11 protein-coding genes are annotated in these 15,298 nt (G+C 63.1%); 8 read left to right on the top strand and 3 right to left on the bottom strand.

Features of this window, described 5'->3' with window-relative positions:
• Positions 1-29 precede the first annotated feature (29 nt).
• From MMG94_RS11330 to MMG94_RS11320, 3 genes are all read right to left on the bottom strand, one after another.
• Positions 30-542, bottom strand: a complete 513-nt coding sequence (locus MMG94_RS11330) for a GNAT family N-acetyltransferase (RefSeq protein ID WP_016920758.1) — start codon at positions 540-542, stop codon at positions 30-32.
• 3 nt (positions 543-545) lie between these two features.
• Positions 546-854: a type II toxin-antitoxin system TacA family antitoxin gene (locus MMG94_RS11325; protein ID WP_020372458.1), complete on the bottom strand. Its 309-nt coding sequence runs from the start codon at positions 852-854 to the stop codon at positions 546-548.
• A gap of 332 nt (positions 855-1,186) precedes the next feature.
• Positions 1,187-1,870 carry a TetR/AcrR family transcriptional regulator gene (locus tag MMG94_RS11320; protein WP_016920756.1) on the bottom strand — a complete coding sequence of 228 codons (684 nt, stop codon included), beginning with the start codon at positions 1,868-1,870 and terminating at the stop codon, positions 1,187-1,189.
• Between the two features lie 5 nt (positions 1,871-1,875).
• Here MMG94_RS11320 and MMG94_RS11315 point away from each other — a divergent pair, with 5 nt between their 5' ends.
• From MMG94_RS11315 to MMG94_RS11280, 8 genes are all read left to right on the top strand, one after another.
• On the top strand, positions 1,876-2,220 hold the full coding sequence (locus MMG94_RS11315) for a hypothetical protein (RefSeq protein ID WP_162129679.1): 345 nt from the start codon (positions 1,876-1,878) through the stop codon (positions 2,218-2,220).
• Positions 2,123-3,817 (top strand): efflux transporter outer membrane subunit, encoded by a 1,695-nt coding sequence (locus MMG94_RS11310; protein ID WP_081495682.1) that lies wholly within the window; start codon positions 2,123-2,125, stop codon positions 3,815-3,817. Before MMG94_RS11315 ends, MMG94_RS11310 begins: the two co-directional genes overlap by 98 nt.
• Positions 3,807-4,982, top strand: a complete 1,176-nt coding sequence (locus tag MMG94_RS11305; protein ID WP_016920754.1) for an efflux RND transporter periplasmic adaptor subunit — start codon at positions 3,807-3,809, stop codon at positions 4,980-4,982. Before MMG94_RS11310 ends, MMG94_RS11305 begins: the two co-directional genes overlap by 11 nt.
• A gap of 14 nt (positions 4,983-4,996) precedes the next feature.
• The gene (locus MMG94_RS11300; RefSeq protein WP_040579354.1) at positions 4,997-8,086 is read left to right on the top strand and encodes an efflux RND transporter permease subunit; all 3,090 of its coding nucleotides are present in this window, start codon (positions 4,997-4,999) and stop codon (positions 8,084-8,086) included.
• Between the two features lie 1,040 nt (positions 8,087-9,126).
• Complete coding sequence (locus MMG94_RS11295) at positions 9,127-9,519, top strand: FixH family protein (RefSeq protein WP_016920751.1); 393 nt, start codon at positions 9,127-9,129, stop codon at positions 9,517-9,519.
• Positions 9,516-10,742, top strand: coding sequence for a TolC family protein (locus MMG94_RS11290; RefSeq protein WP_040579352.1), 1,227 nt, complete (start codon positions 9,516-9,518; stop codon positions 10,740-10,742). The genes MMG94_RS11295 and MMG94_RS11290 overlap by 4 nt, the downstream gene beginning before the upstream one ends.
• Positions 10,739-12,109 (top strand): efflux RND transporter periplasmic adaptor subunit, encoded by a 1,371-nt coding sequence (locus tag MMG94_RS11285; RefSeq protein ID WP_016920749.1) that lies wholly within the window; start codon positions 10,739-10,741, stop codon positions 12,107-12,109. The genes MMG94_RS11290 and MMG94_RS11285 overlap by 4 nt, the downstream gene beginning before the upstream one ends.
• Positions 12,106-15,288, top strand: coding sequence for an efflux RND transporter permease subunit (locus tag MMG94_RS11280; protein WP_016920748.1), 3,183 nt, complete (start codon positions 12,106-12,108; stop codon positions 15,286-15,288). Before MMG94_RS11285 ends, MMG94_RS11280 begins: the two co-directional genes overlap by 4 nt.
• Positions 15,289-15,298: the final 10 nt, after the last annotated feature.

The following is a 15,298-nucleotide window of genomic DNA, read 5'->3' as shown; positions in this document are numbered from 1 at the left end:
GGCCATTCCCCCGCAGTTTCCGTCTCTGCTCATTCGAAGAGCCTCTTTATGTCGGCCATCGGCCGAAACAGCTTCATGGGCTGTTCCGGGAATGGCAGAAAACTCTCCCGCTCGTAGAAGCGGCGGGCGCCGTCATCCTTCGCTGGGACGAGCAATGCAAACGATGCAATCTCACTCCGGGCGGCGCGGTAGAGAGCGTCGGCCAGGAGAAAGCGACCGTAACCTTTCCCTTGGTGTCGCCGATCAACTGCGAGCCGACCCAAGAGCGTAGCCGGCACTAACGGATATCTCGGTAGCTTGCGCAGCGTTTGATCCGGCAGCTCGGCGAGCTGTACGGACGTCGACGAGAGGGTGTAGTAGCCCGCGATCGCGCCGTCCGGGAGCGCGAAGACAAAAGGCGCCGCCATATTCTTCCGCGCGTCCTGGCCGGCATGCGTCCGAAAATACCGGTCGAGCGGCTCTACTCCGCTCTCGAATCCCGATCGGTCATGGTTCGACGTCAGCGGCTCGACGCGGATCTTCTCTTCTCTCTCCCCGCTCACTCGTCAAACGCCAGTTCTCGCGCGATAGCGACGTACCGTGTCGCGCAGCCGGTCGTTGACAGGGATCGGATTGAGGAGCGCATCGACGAAGGCCTCGCTATCTCGAACCGAGAGCGAGAGCTGGTGGTGCTCCTCAATCGCACGGCGGGCGGCGTCCTGGACGCTGGTCAGCACGAAATCGGTCACGCTCCGCCCTTGTAGGGCGGCAGCCCGTTCGATCAGGCTCTTCTGCTCGGCAGTGACGCGCGCCTCCAAACGCTCCGCTCGGGCGCGTCCGCTGGCCGATTTGGACGTTGCATTTGGCATGGTCATTCTCCTGACCTAATGTACGGCCAATCGCCGGCCATTTCAAGGACGCCACCAATCGAGTCGGATCATCTTTGACTCTTTGGTCACGACGATGGGCGTGGGCGCGGATCAGCTTTTCGGCAGTCACGACGGGCTTGCGTTCGCCGCGGCGGCCATGGGACGCGGCGATTTTGTTTTGTCGAAGCGCGGCGCTCGCAATCAACTCGGCATGGCCGTCCAGTTGAGCGCGCTCAAATATCCAGGATTTGGACGACGGAATGGATTGAGCCGAAATGGTTGCGCGCAATCCCCTGGCGCGGGCTCTCAGGGGGACAAACGCAACATTCCAAATGCCCTCAACCCGCGTCGACGCCAGGCGCGCTTTGAACGCGCGCATCCGTCTCGACCGGCGAGCAAAGATAAGCCCTCAAGAACACCGTCACGCCCGAATCCAGCACTTTCTGAGCTTCCTCCTCTCTTGGGAGATCGAGGCCAAGGGCGACCCGCATCGGCAGGTCGGATAAGACCAGATTGAGGAATTGATTTGCGGCGAGATGCGCGTTTTCGAAGGAGAGAAGGCCCCGCGATTTGGCCTCTTCGAGAAGTTCGGCGACGAAGTCGAGAACATTCTTCTGCCCGGTGTTGAAATAGAGCCGGCAGAGTTCGGGAAAGCGCGCGCGTTCGCTGGACATTGTCTGGAAAAATTTCGTCGCGTCTTTCGCCAAAAAATGGCTGACGAATTTCTTGCCCAGAGTGCGAAGAGCCGCGTCGACGCCGTCCTCAAGCGACGGTTGGCCGAAAAGAATGCGTTTTCGCTCGCATTCGATTTCGATCAAATGGCTGAACATGGCTTCTTTGCTGGGAAAATAGGCGTAAAGCGTCGCCTTCGACACATTCGCGGCGCGCGCAATGCCCTCCATGCTGGTTTCCGCGAATCCTTGTTCCAGAAACGCGCTTCGCGCCGCGTTGATGATCTGGGCCTCCTTGCGGCCCATCGGGGGTTCCGGCGCGTTCGCCGGCTCGTCAGACGATCCGATCATAGCGTGTGATCCAAGCAAAAACGCCGCTCGCGTCCATTGGTTTTTTCTCCATCCAAACCATCGGCTTCCGTCGTCCGCGAGCCGGCCGCCCTTTTTCTCATGGTTCTCAATATGACGAGCCGATTGAAATTGCATTCCCGGAGGAGGAGCGGCTCAACCGAACTGATCCGTTCAGTTTAGCCTTGACTTGGCGATTGCGCAGCAGCATATTTTCAAAACTAAACGGTTCAGTTTACTCGTGGATAGAGGTCGATGCGGCGCGTATATTCATGTTTCACAAGAGATTTGCGGCGGCACGCGCTCTTTTGCCGAGAACGGCCGCCTCGAAAAGGCGCGCGGCTTCAAACTGAATCGCGACCGGCTTCGTTCGCCGGGCGCGCTATTTTTCGCTTTGGCGCTTTCGCCGCCGCCCCTGTCGCGGCTTCACTGGGAGGATGCGCCGTCGGGCCGGATTTCGCCGCACCCGCCGCGCCCTTCGAGGCCGGATATGTCCGCAGGCTGTCGACGGGCGGCCAAGGCGAGGCGGGGAGGGTCGGCGGCGCGCAACAGCTTCAAATGGGCCGCGACGTTCCGGGCGAATGGTGGAGGCTCTTTCACTCGAAGCAAATCTCCGCGCTCATCGACGAGGCGGTCGAGAATCATCCGAACATCGCTGCGGCCGAGGCGGCGTTGCGTCAGGCGCGCGAAACATTGGAGGCGGACGCCGCGTCCTTCCTGCCTTCCGCGACCGCTACCGACTCGGTCACCCGGCAGCAGCTCTCGCCGGCGCAATACGGCAGTTCGTCGAACTCGAATTCGGGTTTCAAGACTCTCTACACATTATACAACTCCAATGTCGCCGTCTCCTTTACGCCCGATGTCTTCGGCAAGACGGCCCGCACTGTCGAAGGCGACGCCGCCTCGGTCGATTATCAGCGCTATCAGCTTGAGGCGGCCTATCTTGCCTTGACCGCCAACGTCGTCTCGACGGCGATCGCCGACGCTTCTTACGCCGAGCAGATCAAGGTCACGCAAGGGCTCGTCGCCGATTATCGCGCCCAACTGGACATCCTCGAAAAGCGATTCGAACTCGGCGCCGTAAGTCTTGCCGACGTCGTCTCGGAACGCGCCCTGCTCGCCCAGGCGGAAGCATCGTTGCCGCCATTGCAAAAGGCTCGTGCGCAAACGCGCAACCAGTTGATGGCCTATCTGGGCCGCTTCCCCAACAGCGACAAAGGCGAGGCGATCGAACTCGAGAAACTGCATTTGCCGGCGACGTTGCCGCTCAGCCTCCCCTCGAAGCTGGTGCGCCAGCGTCCCGACATTCTCGCCGCCGAAAGCCAGTTGCATCAGGCCAGCGCCAATGTCGGCGTCGCGACCGCGAACATGTTGCCGCAACTTACGCTCTCAGCGACGGGCGGCAGTCTGGCCTTGACGCCGACGCAGCTCTTCTCGCCCCATACCATGGCCTATAATTTCGGAGCCTCGCTCTCGAACCAGGCTTTCGACGGCGGCGGATTGTTCCACAAGCGCGAGGCGAAGGTCGCCGCTTTCGAACAGGCGACGGCCCAATATCAGGGCGCAGTTCTTACCGCGTTCCAAAACGTCGCGGACGCGCTTCAGGCGATCAAGCACGACGCCGCCACGCTCCGCGCGCAGACCGCGGCCGAAAGCGCCGCGGCGGAGAGTTTCCGGATCGCCCAAATCCAGTATCGCGCCGGTTCGACAACCTACCCGACCGTCATCAATGCCGAGCAAAGCCTGCTCACCGCCCGTCTGAACCGCGTGAAGGCGCAGGCCGCGCGCTTTTCCGACACGGTGGCGCTTCTGCAAGCCCTGGGGGGCGGCTGGTGGAATCGCAATGACGAAACGCCGGCTTCGCGCGCCAAGCCAACCGATCTCGTGGCCACATCGCCAATTGCGGCGGCCATCCGCGCACAGGCGGGGAAAACTGTCGATGCTCAATAGAATAATTTCGAAAGACCGCGTCGAGCCGTCGCTCAGACCCATGCTGATCATGCTGGCGAGCGTCGCCGTCATCTTTGGCGGCCTTTACGGCTTCACTGTTTTTCGATCGATGATGATCGCGCGGTTTCTCGCCTCAATGGCCAATCCGCCGCAGACGGTTGCGATCGCGACCGCGAAATTGGAGGAATGGCGGCCGACGCTCTCGGCGATCGGCACCCTTCGCGCCGTCAGCGGCGCCGATCTGGCGCTGGAGGTCTCCGGCGTCGTGGAGAAAATTCTGTTTCGTTCGGGCGAGGACGTCGGCGCTGGACAGGTTCTTCTCGAACTCCGGAAAGACACCGACAGGTCTCGGCTGGAATCGTTGAAGGCGACGGCGGAGCTCAACGAAATCAACCTTCGCCGCGACCAGGCGCAGCTCAAGCTCAAGGCCGTGAGCCAGGCGACCGTCGATTCCGACCTCGCAAATCTCAGGAGCGCCAAGGCTGACGTCGCGCAGCAGGAGGCGGTGATCGCCCAAAAGACCTTGCGCGCGCCTTTCGCCGGGCGCCTGGGCATTCGTTCGGTCGATATCGGGCAATATCTGAGCGCTGGAACTGTCGTGGTGACGCTGCAGGCCCTCGATGAGCTTTTCCTGGATTTCGTGCTGCCTCAGCAAAATCTCAATGGACTCGCGGTCGGCCAAAGCGCTTCCGCCACGGTCGACGCCTATCCCGGCCAGCGTTTCGTCGGTCGGATCGCGGCGATCAACGCCAAAGTGGACCAGGCGAGCCGAAACGTTCAGCTACGCGCGTCCTTCGCCAATGCCGACCACAAACTGCGACCCGGCATGTTCGCCTCCGTCGAGGTCGCCATCGGCAAGGCTGAGCGTCTTGTCACCGTGCCGCAGACGGCGATCGTCCACGCGCCTTATGGAGCTTCGGTTTTCCTGGCCCAAAATGATCCGCCGACAGGTAAGGATGCGGCGAGCGGCGGTCCCGTCGCGCGGCAGACATTCGTGCGGCTCGGCGCGACGCGCGGCGATGAGATCGCCGTCATTGAGGGGCTCAAAGCTGGGGCGCTGGTGGTGACTGCCGGCCAGATGAAGCTTCGGAACGGCGCGCCGCTCAAGATCAGCGACGCCCCCAAGCCGTCCGTCGACCCCGATCCGAAACCCGTAGACCGTTGAGGAGAGAGCAGGCCGTGTCCTTCACAGACATTTTTGTTCGTCGACCGGTTCTCGCCACCGTTGTGAGTCTGCTGATCCTGGTGCTCGGCCTGCGCTCGCTCAGCATATTGCCGGTCCTGCAATATCCGCGCACCCAAAACGCCGTGGTCACCATCTCGACGCAATATTTCGGCGCGGATCCGGCGACGGTCGCGGGCTTCGTCACGACGCCCCTCGAAAACGTCATCGCCCAGGCCGACGGCATCGACTACCTGACCTCCACAAGCCAGATCGGCGCGAGCACCATCACCGCCTATCTGCGGCTCAATTTCGATTCCGGCAAGGCGCTGACCCAGATCAGCACGAAAGTCGACTCCGTCCTCAATCAATTGCCCAGCGCCGTCCAGCGTCCCGTCATCACCGTCAAGATCGGGCAGACGACGGACGCCATGTATATCGGCTTCAACAGCGACATTCTCTCTCCGAGCCAGGTCACCGACTATCTGATCCGCATTGTGCAGCCGCGGCTGCAATCCGTGCCCGGCGTGCAGACCGCCGAACTCATCGGCGGCAAGACATTCGCGCTGCGCGCTTGGCTCGATCCCGAGAAGCTCGCCGCCTACAGCCTCACGGCCGCCGAAATCTCCGCGGCGCTCGCGGCCAATGATTACATTGCGGGGCTCGGCTCGACCAAGGGAGAAATGGTTCAGGTCAACCTCTCCGCTTCGACGTCGCTGCATTCGCTTGAAGAATTTCGAAATCTCGTCGTCAAGCAGGTCAACGGCGCCAATTTGAAGCTCAGGGACGTCGCCAATGTAACGCTGGGGTCGGAGGATTATGACTCGTCGGTCGCCTTCAATGGAAAGCAGGCTGTCTATATCGGCATCCAGATTGCGCCGACGGCGAATCTTCTCGAGGTGATCAAAGGCGTGAAGGAGGTCTATCCCGAGATCGAGAAGGCCATGCCCGCAGGGTTGTCGAGCGAGATCGTCTACGACTCGACCGACTTCGTGAACAGCGCCATTGACGAGGTGATCCATACGCTGGTGGAGGCGGTCTTGATCGTCATCGCCGTCGTGTTTCTGTTTCTCGGGTCATGGCGCTCGGTGGCGATTCCGGTGATGGCGATTCCGCTGTCCCTGGTCGGCGTCTTCGCCGTCCTCGTCGCCTTCGGCTTCTCGATCAATCTTTTGACTTTGCTCGCGCTCGTATTGGCGATCGGCCTCGTCGTCGACGACGCCATCATCGTGGTCGAAAACGTCAATCGCCATCTCGCCGACGGAATGGCGCCCTTCGACGCGGCGCGGCAATCGGCCCGAGAGCTCACTGGACCGATCCTCGCCATGACGATCGTGTTGATCGCCGTCTATGTCCCGATCGGATTCCAGAGCGGACTTACCGGCGCGCTGTTCGTCGAATTCGCTTTCACTCTGGCGGGAGCGGTCACAGTCTCGGCTGTCGTCGCCCTTACGCTCTCACCCGTCAGTTGCGCGAAAATCCTCAAGGCCCCGCATTCCGGCGCCGAAACATGGGAAGCGCGCATCGTCGACGTCATCGACGCGACGATGGACCGCCTTCGCGAACGCTATCGCCGTCTTCTTGCGGCCGTGCTGCGGCATGCGCCGGTGACATTGGCTTTCGGCGCCTTGGTGTTCCTCAGCATTTTCTGGCTTTACGCCAATTCCAAGAACGAGCTCGCGCCCGGCGAAGACCAGGGCCTTATCCTCGCGCAATCGACCGCCGCGCCGAACGCCACATTGAAACAGAAGCTTTTCTACGGAGACCAAGTCTACCAGATCCTCGCGAAGCATGTTGAAACGCAGAGCGTCTTCCAGATCAATTCGTTGGCGATGAATCTCTCGGGCATGGTGCTGAAGCCGACGAATCAGCGCAAAACCGACGCGGAGACGCTTCAGCACAGCATCCAAAGCGAACTCGCCGATGTCGCCGGGTTGCGCATCGTCGCCTTCCAGCAGCCGCCCTTGCCCGGGGCGATGGGGCTTCCGATCCAGTTCGTCCTGCAGAGCCCCGACTCCTTTGAGAAAATGGATGTGGCGACGCGCGATCTTTTGGCGCAGGCGGTGGCCACCGGAAAATTCATGTTTCTCGACACGGATCTTAAAATCGACCAGCCGCAGGCGTCGCTGGTCGTCGACCGCGAAAAGGCCGCTCAGCTCGGCCTCAGGATGAGCGATGTCGGCGGCGCTCTGACGATGGCGTTGAGCGGCGGCTATACGCAATATTTCGACCTCGACGGTCGCTCATACAAGGTCGTCCCGCAGGTCGCGCAGAGATTCCGCCTGAACGCGGACCAGATCCTGAACTACTACATCAAGGTGGGCGACGGGACGTCGGCGCCATTGTCGACCATTGCGACGTTTCGTTCGACGACCGAGCCGGAATCGCTCAACCACTTTCAGCAAGCGAACGCCGTAACGATTTCCGGCGTCCCCGCGCCGGGCGTCGTCATTGGCGAGGCGCTTCAGACCCTGCGCGAGATCGCAAATCGCGTGCTGCCGCCCGGCTATGTCGTCGACTATGCCGGCCCCTCGCGCCAATTCGTGCAGGAATCGAGCGGCTTCGCCACCACCTTTGGATTCGCTTTGATCATTATTTTCCTCGCGCTCGCCGCGCAGTTTGAAAGCTATCGCGATCCCTTGATCATTCTCGTCTCGGTCCCGATGTCGATCGCCGGCGCGCTCGTCTTCATCATGCTGGGTTTCGGCGGCGCCAGCATCAACATCTACACGCAGATCGGCCTTGTGACGCTCATGGGCCTGATCAGCAAGCACGGCATATTGATCGTGGAGTTCGCCAACGAGCTGCAACTCGCCGGCATGGGAAGACGGGAGGCGATCATCGAGGCCGCCTCGATCCGTCTGCGGCCTATTCTGATGACGACCGCGGCGATGGTGCTCGGCGTTCTGCCGCTGATCACGGCGAGCGGCGCCGGCGCGGCTTCGCGCTACAATATCGGGCTTGTCATCGCTTCCGGCTTGTCAATTGGAACGCTCTTCACCCTGTTCGTGTTGCCCGCGGTTTATCTTACGCTCGCCGCAGAGCGCGCCGCTCCAAAGCGCGCGGTTGACGGGGGCGAAGCATCGCCGGCGGCTGGCTCTTGTTGAACTCCTCTTTCTTCATGAAGAGGGCAGGGCAAGGGCGAGTTTGCCGTTGCGCCGGACGGCGGGAACGAAGTCCAGCTGGTCTAGGCGCACCAACAGTCCTGGCGGCCCGCCCTCGGGGTTCAGGCGCGCGAAATACGCCGCGAGATGCGCGAGAAACCGCAGGCGCTTAATTTCGGACGGCCGGTGACATGGTCTTCGCCATCGAGCCGATGGTGAACCATGGCCGCCTCAACTTGGTCAGCGGTCTCCTGATCTGGATCGCCAAAAGTCCTAGAGAGCCGCCGGCGCGGAAGCCAGATGTAAGTCATTGTCCGCCGACATTCATCTCATGTTGAATGAGTCAAATTGAAATCAATATGGCGCGCAACAAAATCGTCCTCGGCTCAGAACGGAGGCGCATTTTGAAAAACGCGGCGCCGAGACTCATCGGTTCTTGTTCGGCAAGGAAGGGTGCCGCCTTCCGCCCGAGAAACAGGTAAGGGGCCTAAAAAATCTGCCGCCATTTTGCGCGCGGACGGCCAATATGCTACCAGTGATCGCTATGAAGCTGAGCTGGCTGCGCCTTATCGTCTCCGTGATGATCGTTCTCGCCTCCTTGTCAGCGGCGGGAAGGAGTGGAGTTGCGCCCGCGGTTCACGACTGCGCGTCAATGTCCGTAATGGACCATTGTCCAGATCATTCGGACGATCATACAAGCGTTCCTCGGCATTGCGATTCACTCCTCTGCAGCGCCGCCCAGCTGACGCCTCCGTCAGTGTTCTCGCCGACGACCTTCGCAGAGGCCAGGTCTGTCCGCCTCACTTTCGAAGAACCGGCGCATAATGGGCTGTCGGCGCCGCCCGACCTTCGCCCCCCCATTCCCTGAGGCTCGACCGGCCCGGACCCGTCGGGGCGCCGGCGCTACCTCATGACTGACGGCCCGAGGCGCCTATCCAAAACGCCGCTCGGCCCGCGCGGTAACTCCGTTCCTACGGTTCTCTACGCTCCTCCCGCGCGACCATGCGCGTGTCGAGGCATGCGTGACGTGACAGAGAATTCAGATGCAGAAGAAACCCTTGCGGCTCCTTGGCTCGATGGGGCTCGTCGCGCTGGGCATGGGACATGCCCGTGCGGCTATCGACGACTATGCCTTCGAGCTGGTCCAACCTCGGGTCGAGAAAGGGCAGCGCACGGTCGAGGTGCGGCTGATCCATAGGCCGGACGGCAAGCCGGTAGGCGACGCCGTGCTTTTCGCAACACGGCTCGACATGGCTCCTGACGACATGGAGTCCATGACCAGCGCGATCGAGCCGACCCAAAGTCCAGGGCCGGGGCTGTACCGGTTCAGGGTCGACCTGACGGATGAGGGTCGTTGGCGCATCTCCCTCGCGGCGAAGATTCAGGGCGAGACCGGAACGCTTCAAAGTCGGCTGATCTTGCAGGCGACGCCATGAAACGAGCCCCTCTGATCCTGTTATTGTGCGCCGCCGCCAGCCTTTCCGCCTCGGCGGCGGAGCGCAGCCAGCCGGGCGCGACGGTCGAGAGCGTCGTGGCCTTCGCCAAGCGGCTGAGCCCCGAATTGCGGGGGGCCGTTCTAGAGGCGGACGCCGCGTCGCAACGTGTCGGCGCGGCCGGGGTCCAGCCCGACCCCACCGTCACGCTGCAAGCCTGGGACGTGAACAACAAGGGCGTCGGCCAGACCTGGATCGGCGCCGAACAGACCTTCCGGCTCTGGGGAAAGACGGACCTCGAAAAAGGGATCGCCCTTGCCGACGCCGACACGGCAAGACGTCAGAGCGACGCGACGGAGGTGGATCTCGTCGCGCGCGTGAAGGCGGCCTACGCGCAATACGGCGCCGCTTTTCGCGCGCTGGATTTGTCCAATTCGCTTAAGCGGCGTGTCGATCAATTGTTGGAGCTGCTGCGGCTGCGCTACGGGGCGAGCTCGGTCGATCAGCAGGAGGTGATCAAGGCGGAGCTCGAGGCTGCAAACGCGGCCGCCGACGTCGCCCGCCGTGAGGGGGAAGCCAAATCCGCCGTGGCTCGATTGAACGCGCTCATAGGTAGGGATGCGCGCGCGCCGCTCGCTCCTGCGAAAGGCTTCGCGCCTCTGAAGACGAAACTGTCACTCGCGGGAGTGCAGGAGCTCGCCCGGTCGTCGAACCCGCTGCTCGCCGCGACGCATGCGCAAGTGCGATCGGCGACGGGGACGAAGGCGCTGACCGATCTCAACTACTATCCCGACGTCACCGTCGGCGCGAATCTGGTGCAGCCTCGAAACGGCGAAACGAGCGGCATGTTCCTGCTCGGTGTCAAGGTGCCGCTGCAATATGAGGCCAAGGACGCCGAGCAGCGCGCGGCGAGCGCCAGTCTCGGGGCCGCCCGGGCGCGTAACGACGCGTTGCGCATCCGGCTCGATGGAGAAGTCGCCGAGGCCTGGTATCGGCTGGAGGCCATCCGCAAGGCGATCAAAATCTTCGAGCAACGGCAACTTTCGCCGGCGAAGCTCTCTGTCGACACGGCGCGTATCGGCTTCGACGCCGGAACGACCCCGCTGGCGACGCTTTTTGAATCCGAGCGGCGTCTGCGCGCGGTCGAACTGGAGCTTCTCGCCTTAAGGGTGGAGGAGCAGGGCAAATACGCCGACCTCGAACGCCTTGCGGGAGGCGCGCTATGAGCCGCGCGAAACTTGCCGCCGCCGCCGTCTTCGCTTTCGCGGCCCTCGGCGGCGGCCTCGCGCTCTGGCGCGCCAAGGCCCCGGCGCCAACGGCCGCGATCCATGGGCGCGGAACGGGGCCGATCATCTATTACCGCGATCCGGACGGGCCCTTTTATTCGGCGGAGCCCAAAAAGAACGCCTCGGGCAAGGACTACGTCGCCGTCCGGGCCAGCGAGGACGTCTCCTTCGAGGACAAGCCGCCGGAAGTCGCCCAGCCCCAAACATCCGGGCGGCGCATCCGCTACTACCGCAATCCCATGGGCCTTCCCGACGTCTCCCCGGTTCCGAAGAAGGACGCGATGGGGATGGATTATCTGCCTGTCTATGAGGACGAAGCGCAGGACGCCTCGACCCTGACGATCAGTCCCGGCAAGCTGCAGAAGACGGGCGTGCGCTCCGAGCCCATCGGGCTCCGCATCCTGGCCGCTCCCATTCGCGCGGCGGGGCGCGTCGATTTCGATCCGCGCCGCACATCCGTCGTCGCCTTGCGCTTCGAGGGGTTCATCGAATCCGTCGAGAAGGTCGCGGAGGGAGATTATGTGCGCAAAGGCCAGCCGCTCATGCGCGTCTACGGGCCCGACCTCTCCAGTGCGGCGGCGGAATATGTGGCGGTTCTCAATGCGCATGCGGCGTCGCGCGTTGAAGGCGCGCGCCGACGCCTCGTCAATCTCGGCCTCGACGACGCGACGATCATCGCGATCGCGAAGAGCCGCCGCGTCCCCCGCGTGATTGACTGGCCCGCACCGCAGGAAGGCCATGTCATCGAACGTACGGCGCTGAGCGGCATGCGCGCGGCGCCGGGCGAGACGCTGTTCCGCATCGTCGATCACAGCGTCGTGTGGATCCTCGCCGATATTCCCGAGCGCGACGTGGAAGCCGCGGCCCCCGGCCAGACGGCGATGATCCGCGCGCGCGCCTATCCCGATCATCCCTTCAAGGGCCGGGTCGCGCTCATCTATCCCCATCTGAACATGGAGACGCGGACGGCGCGCGTCCGCATCGAATTGCCGAACCCCGAAGGCCGCCTGCTCGGCGACATGTTTGCGGACGTCGAAATCGAGACGGGCGGCAGGGAGAAGGTGCTCGCTGCGCCTGAGAGCGCCGTCATCGACGCGGGCAAGCGTCAGGTCGTGATCCTCGACAAGGGCGACGGCCGCTTCGAGCCGCGCGAAGTTAAGTTGGGCCGGCGCGGCGAGGGCTATGCGGAAATCACGAGCGGGCTCTCCGAAGGCGACAAAGTCGTGACCTCGGCCAATTTCCTGATCGACGCGGAAAGCAACCTCAAGGCGGCGTTGCAGGCCCTGGATCAGGGAGCCCCCAAATGATCGGGCGCCTCATCGCCTGGTCGGCGCGCAATCTCGCGCTGGTCTTCTTCGGGACGGCGTTCGCGGTCGCCGCTGGCGTTTATGCGCTACGAACCCTGCCGCTTGACGCGATCCCCGACCTCTCCGACGTGCAGGCGATCGTCTACACGGAATATCCGGGCCAGGCGCCGCAGGTTGTCGAGGATCAGGTCACTTATCCGCTCGCAAGCGCCATGCTCACCGTGCCGCGCTCGAAAGTGGTGCGCGGCTTCTCCTTCTTCGGGGTCTCCTTTGTCTATGTCATTTTCGAGGATGGGGTCGACGTCTATTGGGCCCGATCCCGCGTTCTCGAATATCTCAGCACGGCGACCAAACGCCTGCCGGCGGGCGCGACGCCGGTGCTCGGGCCGGACGCGACGGGCGTCGGCTGGGTCTATCAATATGCGCTTGTCGCCAAGGAAATGACGCTCGCCGAACTGCGTTCTTTGCAGGACTGGACGCTGCGTTACGGCCTCGCCAAGGCGGAAGGGGTGGCTGAGGTCGCGAGCGCCGGCGGGTTCGTGCGTCAATACAATATCGTCGTCGATCCCAATCGGCTACGTTCGCTCAATATCCCCCTGTCGCGAATCCGCGAGGCGGTCCGCGCGAACAACGCCGATGTCGGGGGCCGAACGGTCGAGCTCTCCGAGTTCGAATTTATTGTGCGCGGGCGCGGCTATCTGAAAGGGATTCCCGATCTCGAAAACATCGTGCTGAAGGCCGGCGGCGGAACGCCGCTGCTGCTGAAGGACGTCGCGCGCGTCGAACTCGGGCCGGACGAACGCCGAGGGATCACCGAACTCAACGGCGAGGGCGAGGTCGCGAGCGGCGTCGCCTTGCAGCGCTACGGCGCCAATGCGCTGACCGTGATCGAAAACGTCAAGGCGGCGCTCGCGCAGATCGCCCCGAGCCTGCCGAAGGGCGTCGAGATCGTCCCCGTCTATGACCGCTCCGAGCTGATCCATGCGGCCATCGAGACGCTTCGTGGGACGCTGGTCGAGGAAAGCGTCATCGTCGCGCTCGTTTGCGTCGTCTTTCTTCTGCACTTCCGCAGCGCGCTCGTCGCCATTCTCATGCTGCCGGTGGGCGTGCTCATGGCCTTCGCGGCCATGAAGGCGCTCGGACTGGGTTCGAACATCATGAGTTTAGGGGGCATCGCCATCGCCATCGGCGCGATGGTGGACGCCGCGATCGTCATGATCGAGAATGCGCATAAGCGGCTCGAACGCGCGCTGCCCGGCCAGTCGCGGGTCGACATTCTGATTGACGCGGCGATGGAAGTCGGGCCGGCGCTCTTCTTCAGCCTGCTTGTCATTACGGTTTCGTTCCTGCCGATCTTCACGCTGGAGTCGCAGGAAGGCCGGCTGTTCAGCCCGCTCGCCTACACCAAGACCTTCTCAATGGCGGCGGCGGCGCTTTTGTCGGTCACGCTGGTTCCTGCGCTGATGATCATCTTCGTGCGCGGCCGGATCGTCTCCGAGGCGCGTAATCCCATCAATCGCGCTTTGATCTGGGCCTATCGGCCCGTGATCCGGCTGGTGATGCGCGCCAAAATTCCAACGATCCTCGTGGCGCTCGCGGCGCTCGCCGTCACGATCCTGCCGGCGCGCCAGCTCGGCTCGGAATTCATGCCGGCGCTGAACGAAGGGGCGCTGCTCTACATGCCGACGACGCTCCCCGGCCTCTCCGTGACCAAGGCGGCGCAACTGCTCCAGACGCAGGACCGGATTATCAAGTCCTTCCCCGAGGTGAAATCCGCCTATGGCAAGGCGGGCCGCGCCTCGACCGCCACGGACCCGGCGCCGCTCGAAATGTTCGAGACGATCATCGATCTTAAGCCGCGCGAAGAGTGGCGCCCTGGCGTGACCGTCGACAGCCTCGTCGCCGAGATGGACGCCGCGCTGCAATTTCCAGGCGTCTCCAACGCCTGGACCATGCCGATCCGCAACCGCATCGACATGCTCGCGACGGGCATTCGGACGCCCGTCGGCGTCAAGATCATGGGGCGCGATCTCGCGCAGCTAGAGGGGCTAGCGCGTCAGGTCGAGAAGGTCGTGAAGGGCGTGCGCGGCGCGTCTTCCGCTTACGCCGAGCGCGTCATGGGAGGCTATTATCTCGACATCACGCCCGACCGTTCGGCCCTCGCCCGTTACGGCCTGATGATCGACGACGTTCAGGCGACCATCGCGACGGCGCTCGGCGGCGAGACGGTGACCACCACTGTGGAAGGTCGCGAGCGATACGGCGTGAACATACGCTATCCACGCGACTTTCGGTCGAGCCCGAGGGCGATTGCGAGCGACGTGCTGATCCCGCTTCCGGGCGGGGGGACGATTCCGCTCGGCGAGGTCGCGAAAGTGGAGCTTGTTCGCGGCCCGACGTCGATCCGCACAGAGAACGGGCAACTCGCGGTCTATCTCTTCGTGGATGTCAGGGATCGCGACATTGGCGGCTTCGTGACGGACGCGCAAAAAGCCGTGGCGGAAGCGGTCGAATTTCCGCCGGGCTCCTATGTCGTCTGGAGCGGACAGTTCGAATATCTCGAGCGCGCGCAGGCGCGCATGAAGATCGTCGTGCCCGTCACGCTCTTCATCATCTTCCTGCTGCTCTATCTCAACTTCCGCAGGATCACGGAAACGCTGATCGTCATGCTCTCTTTGCCATTCGCGCTTGTCGGCGGCGTATGGCTGATGTGGTTGATGAACTTCAACATGTCGGTCGCGGTCGGGGTCGGATTCATCGCTCTTGCCGGCGTCGCGGCGGAGACGGGCGTCGTCATGCTCATCTATCTCGACGCCGCGATGCGCGAGGTCGCGGAGAAGCGTGCGGCCGAGCGGCGGGCCTTCACAAAAGAGGATTTGCGCGAAGCGATCATGCTCGGGGCCGTCGAGCGCGTGCGGCCCAAAATGATGACGGTCGTCGCCATCATGGCCGGGCTCGTTCCGATTCTATGGAGCACGGGCGCCGGGTCCGAGGTTATGCAGCGCATAGCCGCGCCAATGATCGGCGGCATGGTGTCGTCCACGCTTCTGACGCTCGTCGTCATCCCCGCGATCTACGCTCTGATAAAGGGCGTCAATTTGCCGGCTCGCGCGGACGGGGGACGCTCGGAGCTTCACGTCGCCGAACTCGGTATGGATAGGGCGGCGCGCCTGGAATGACAGCGGGCTT

It is taken from the genome of Methylocystis parvus OBBP (genome assembly GCF_027571405.1).
GTDB classification, from domain to species: Bacteria; Pseudomonadota; Alphaproteobacteria; order Rhizobiales; family Beijerinckiaceae; genus Methylocystis; species Methylocystis parva.
The sequence above is the reverse complement of the archived record's forward strand: the minus strand, read 5'-3'. Positions and strand labels throughout refer to the sequence as shown.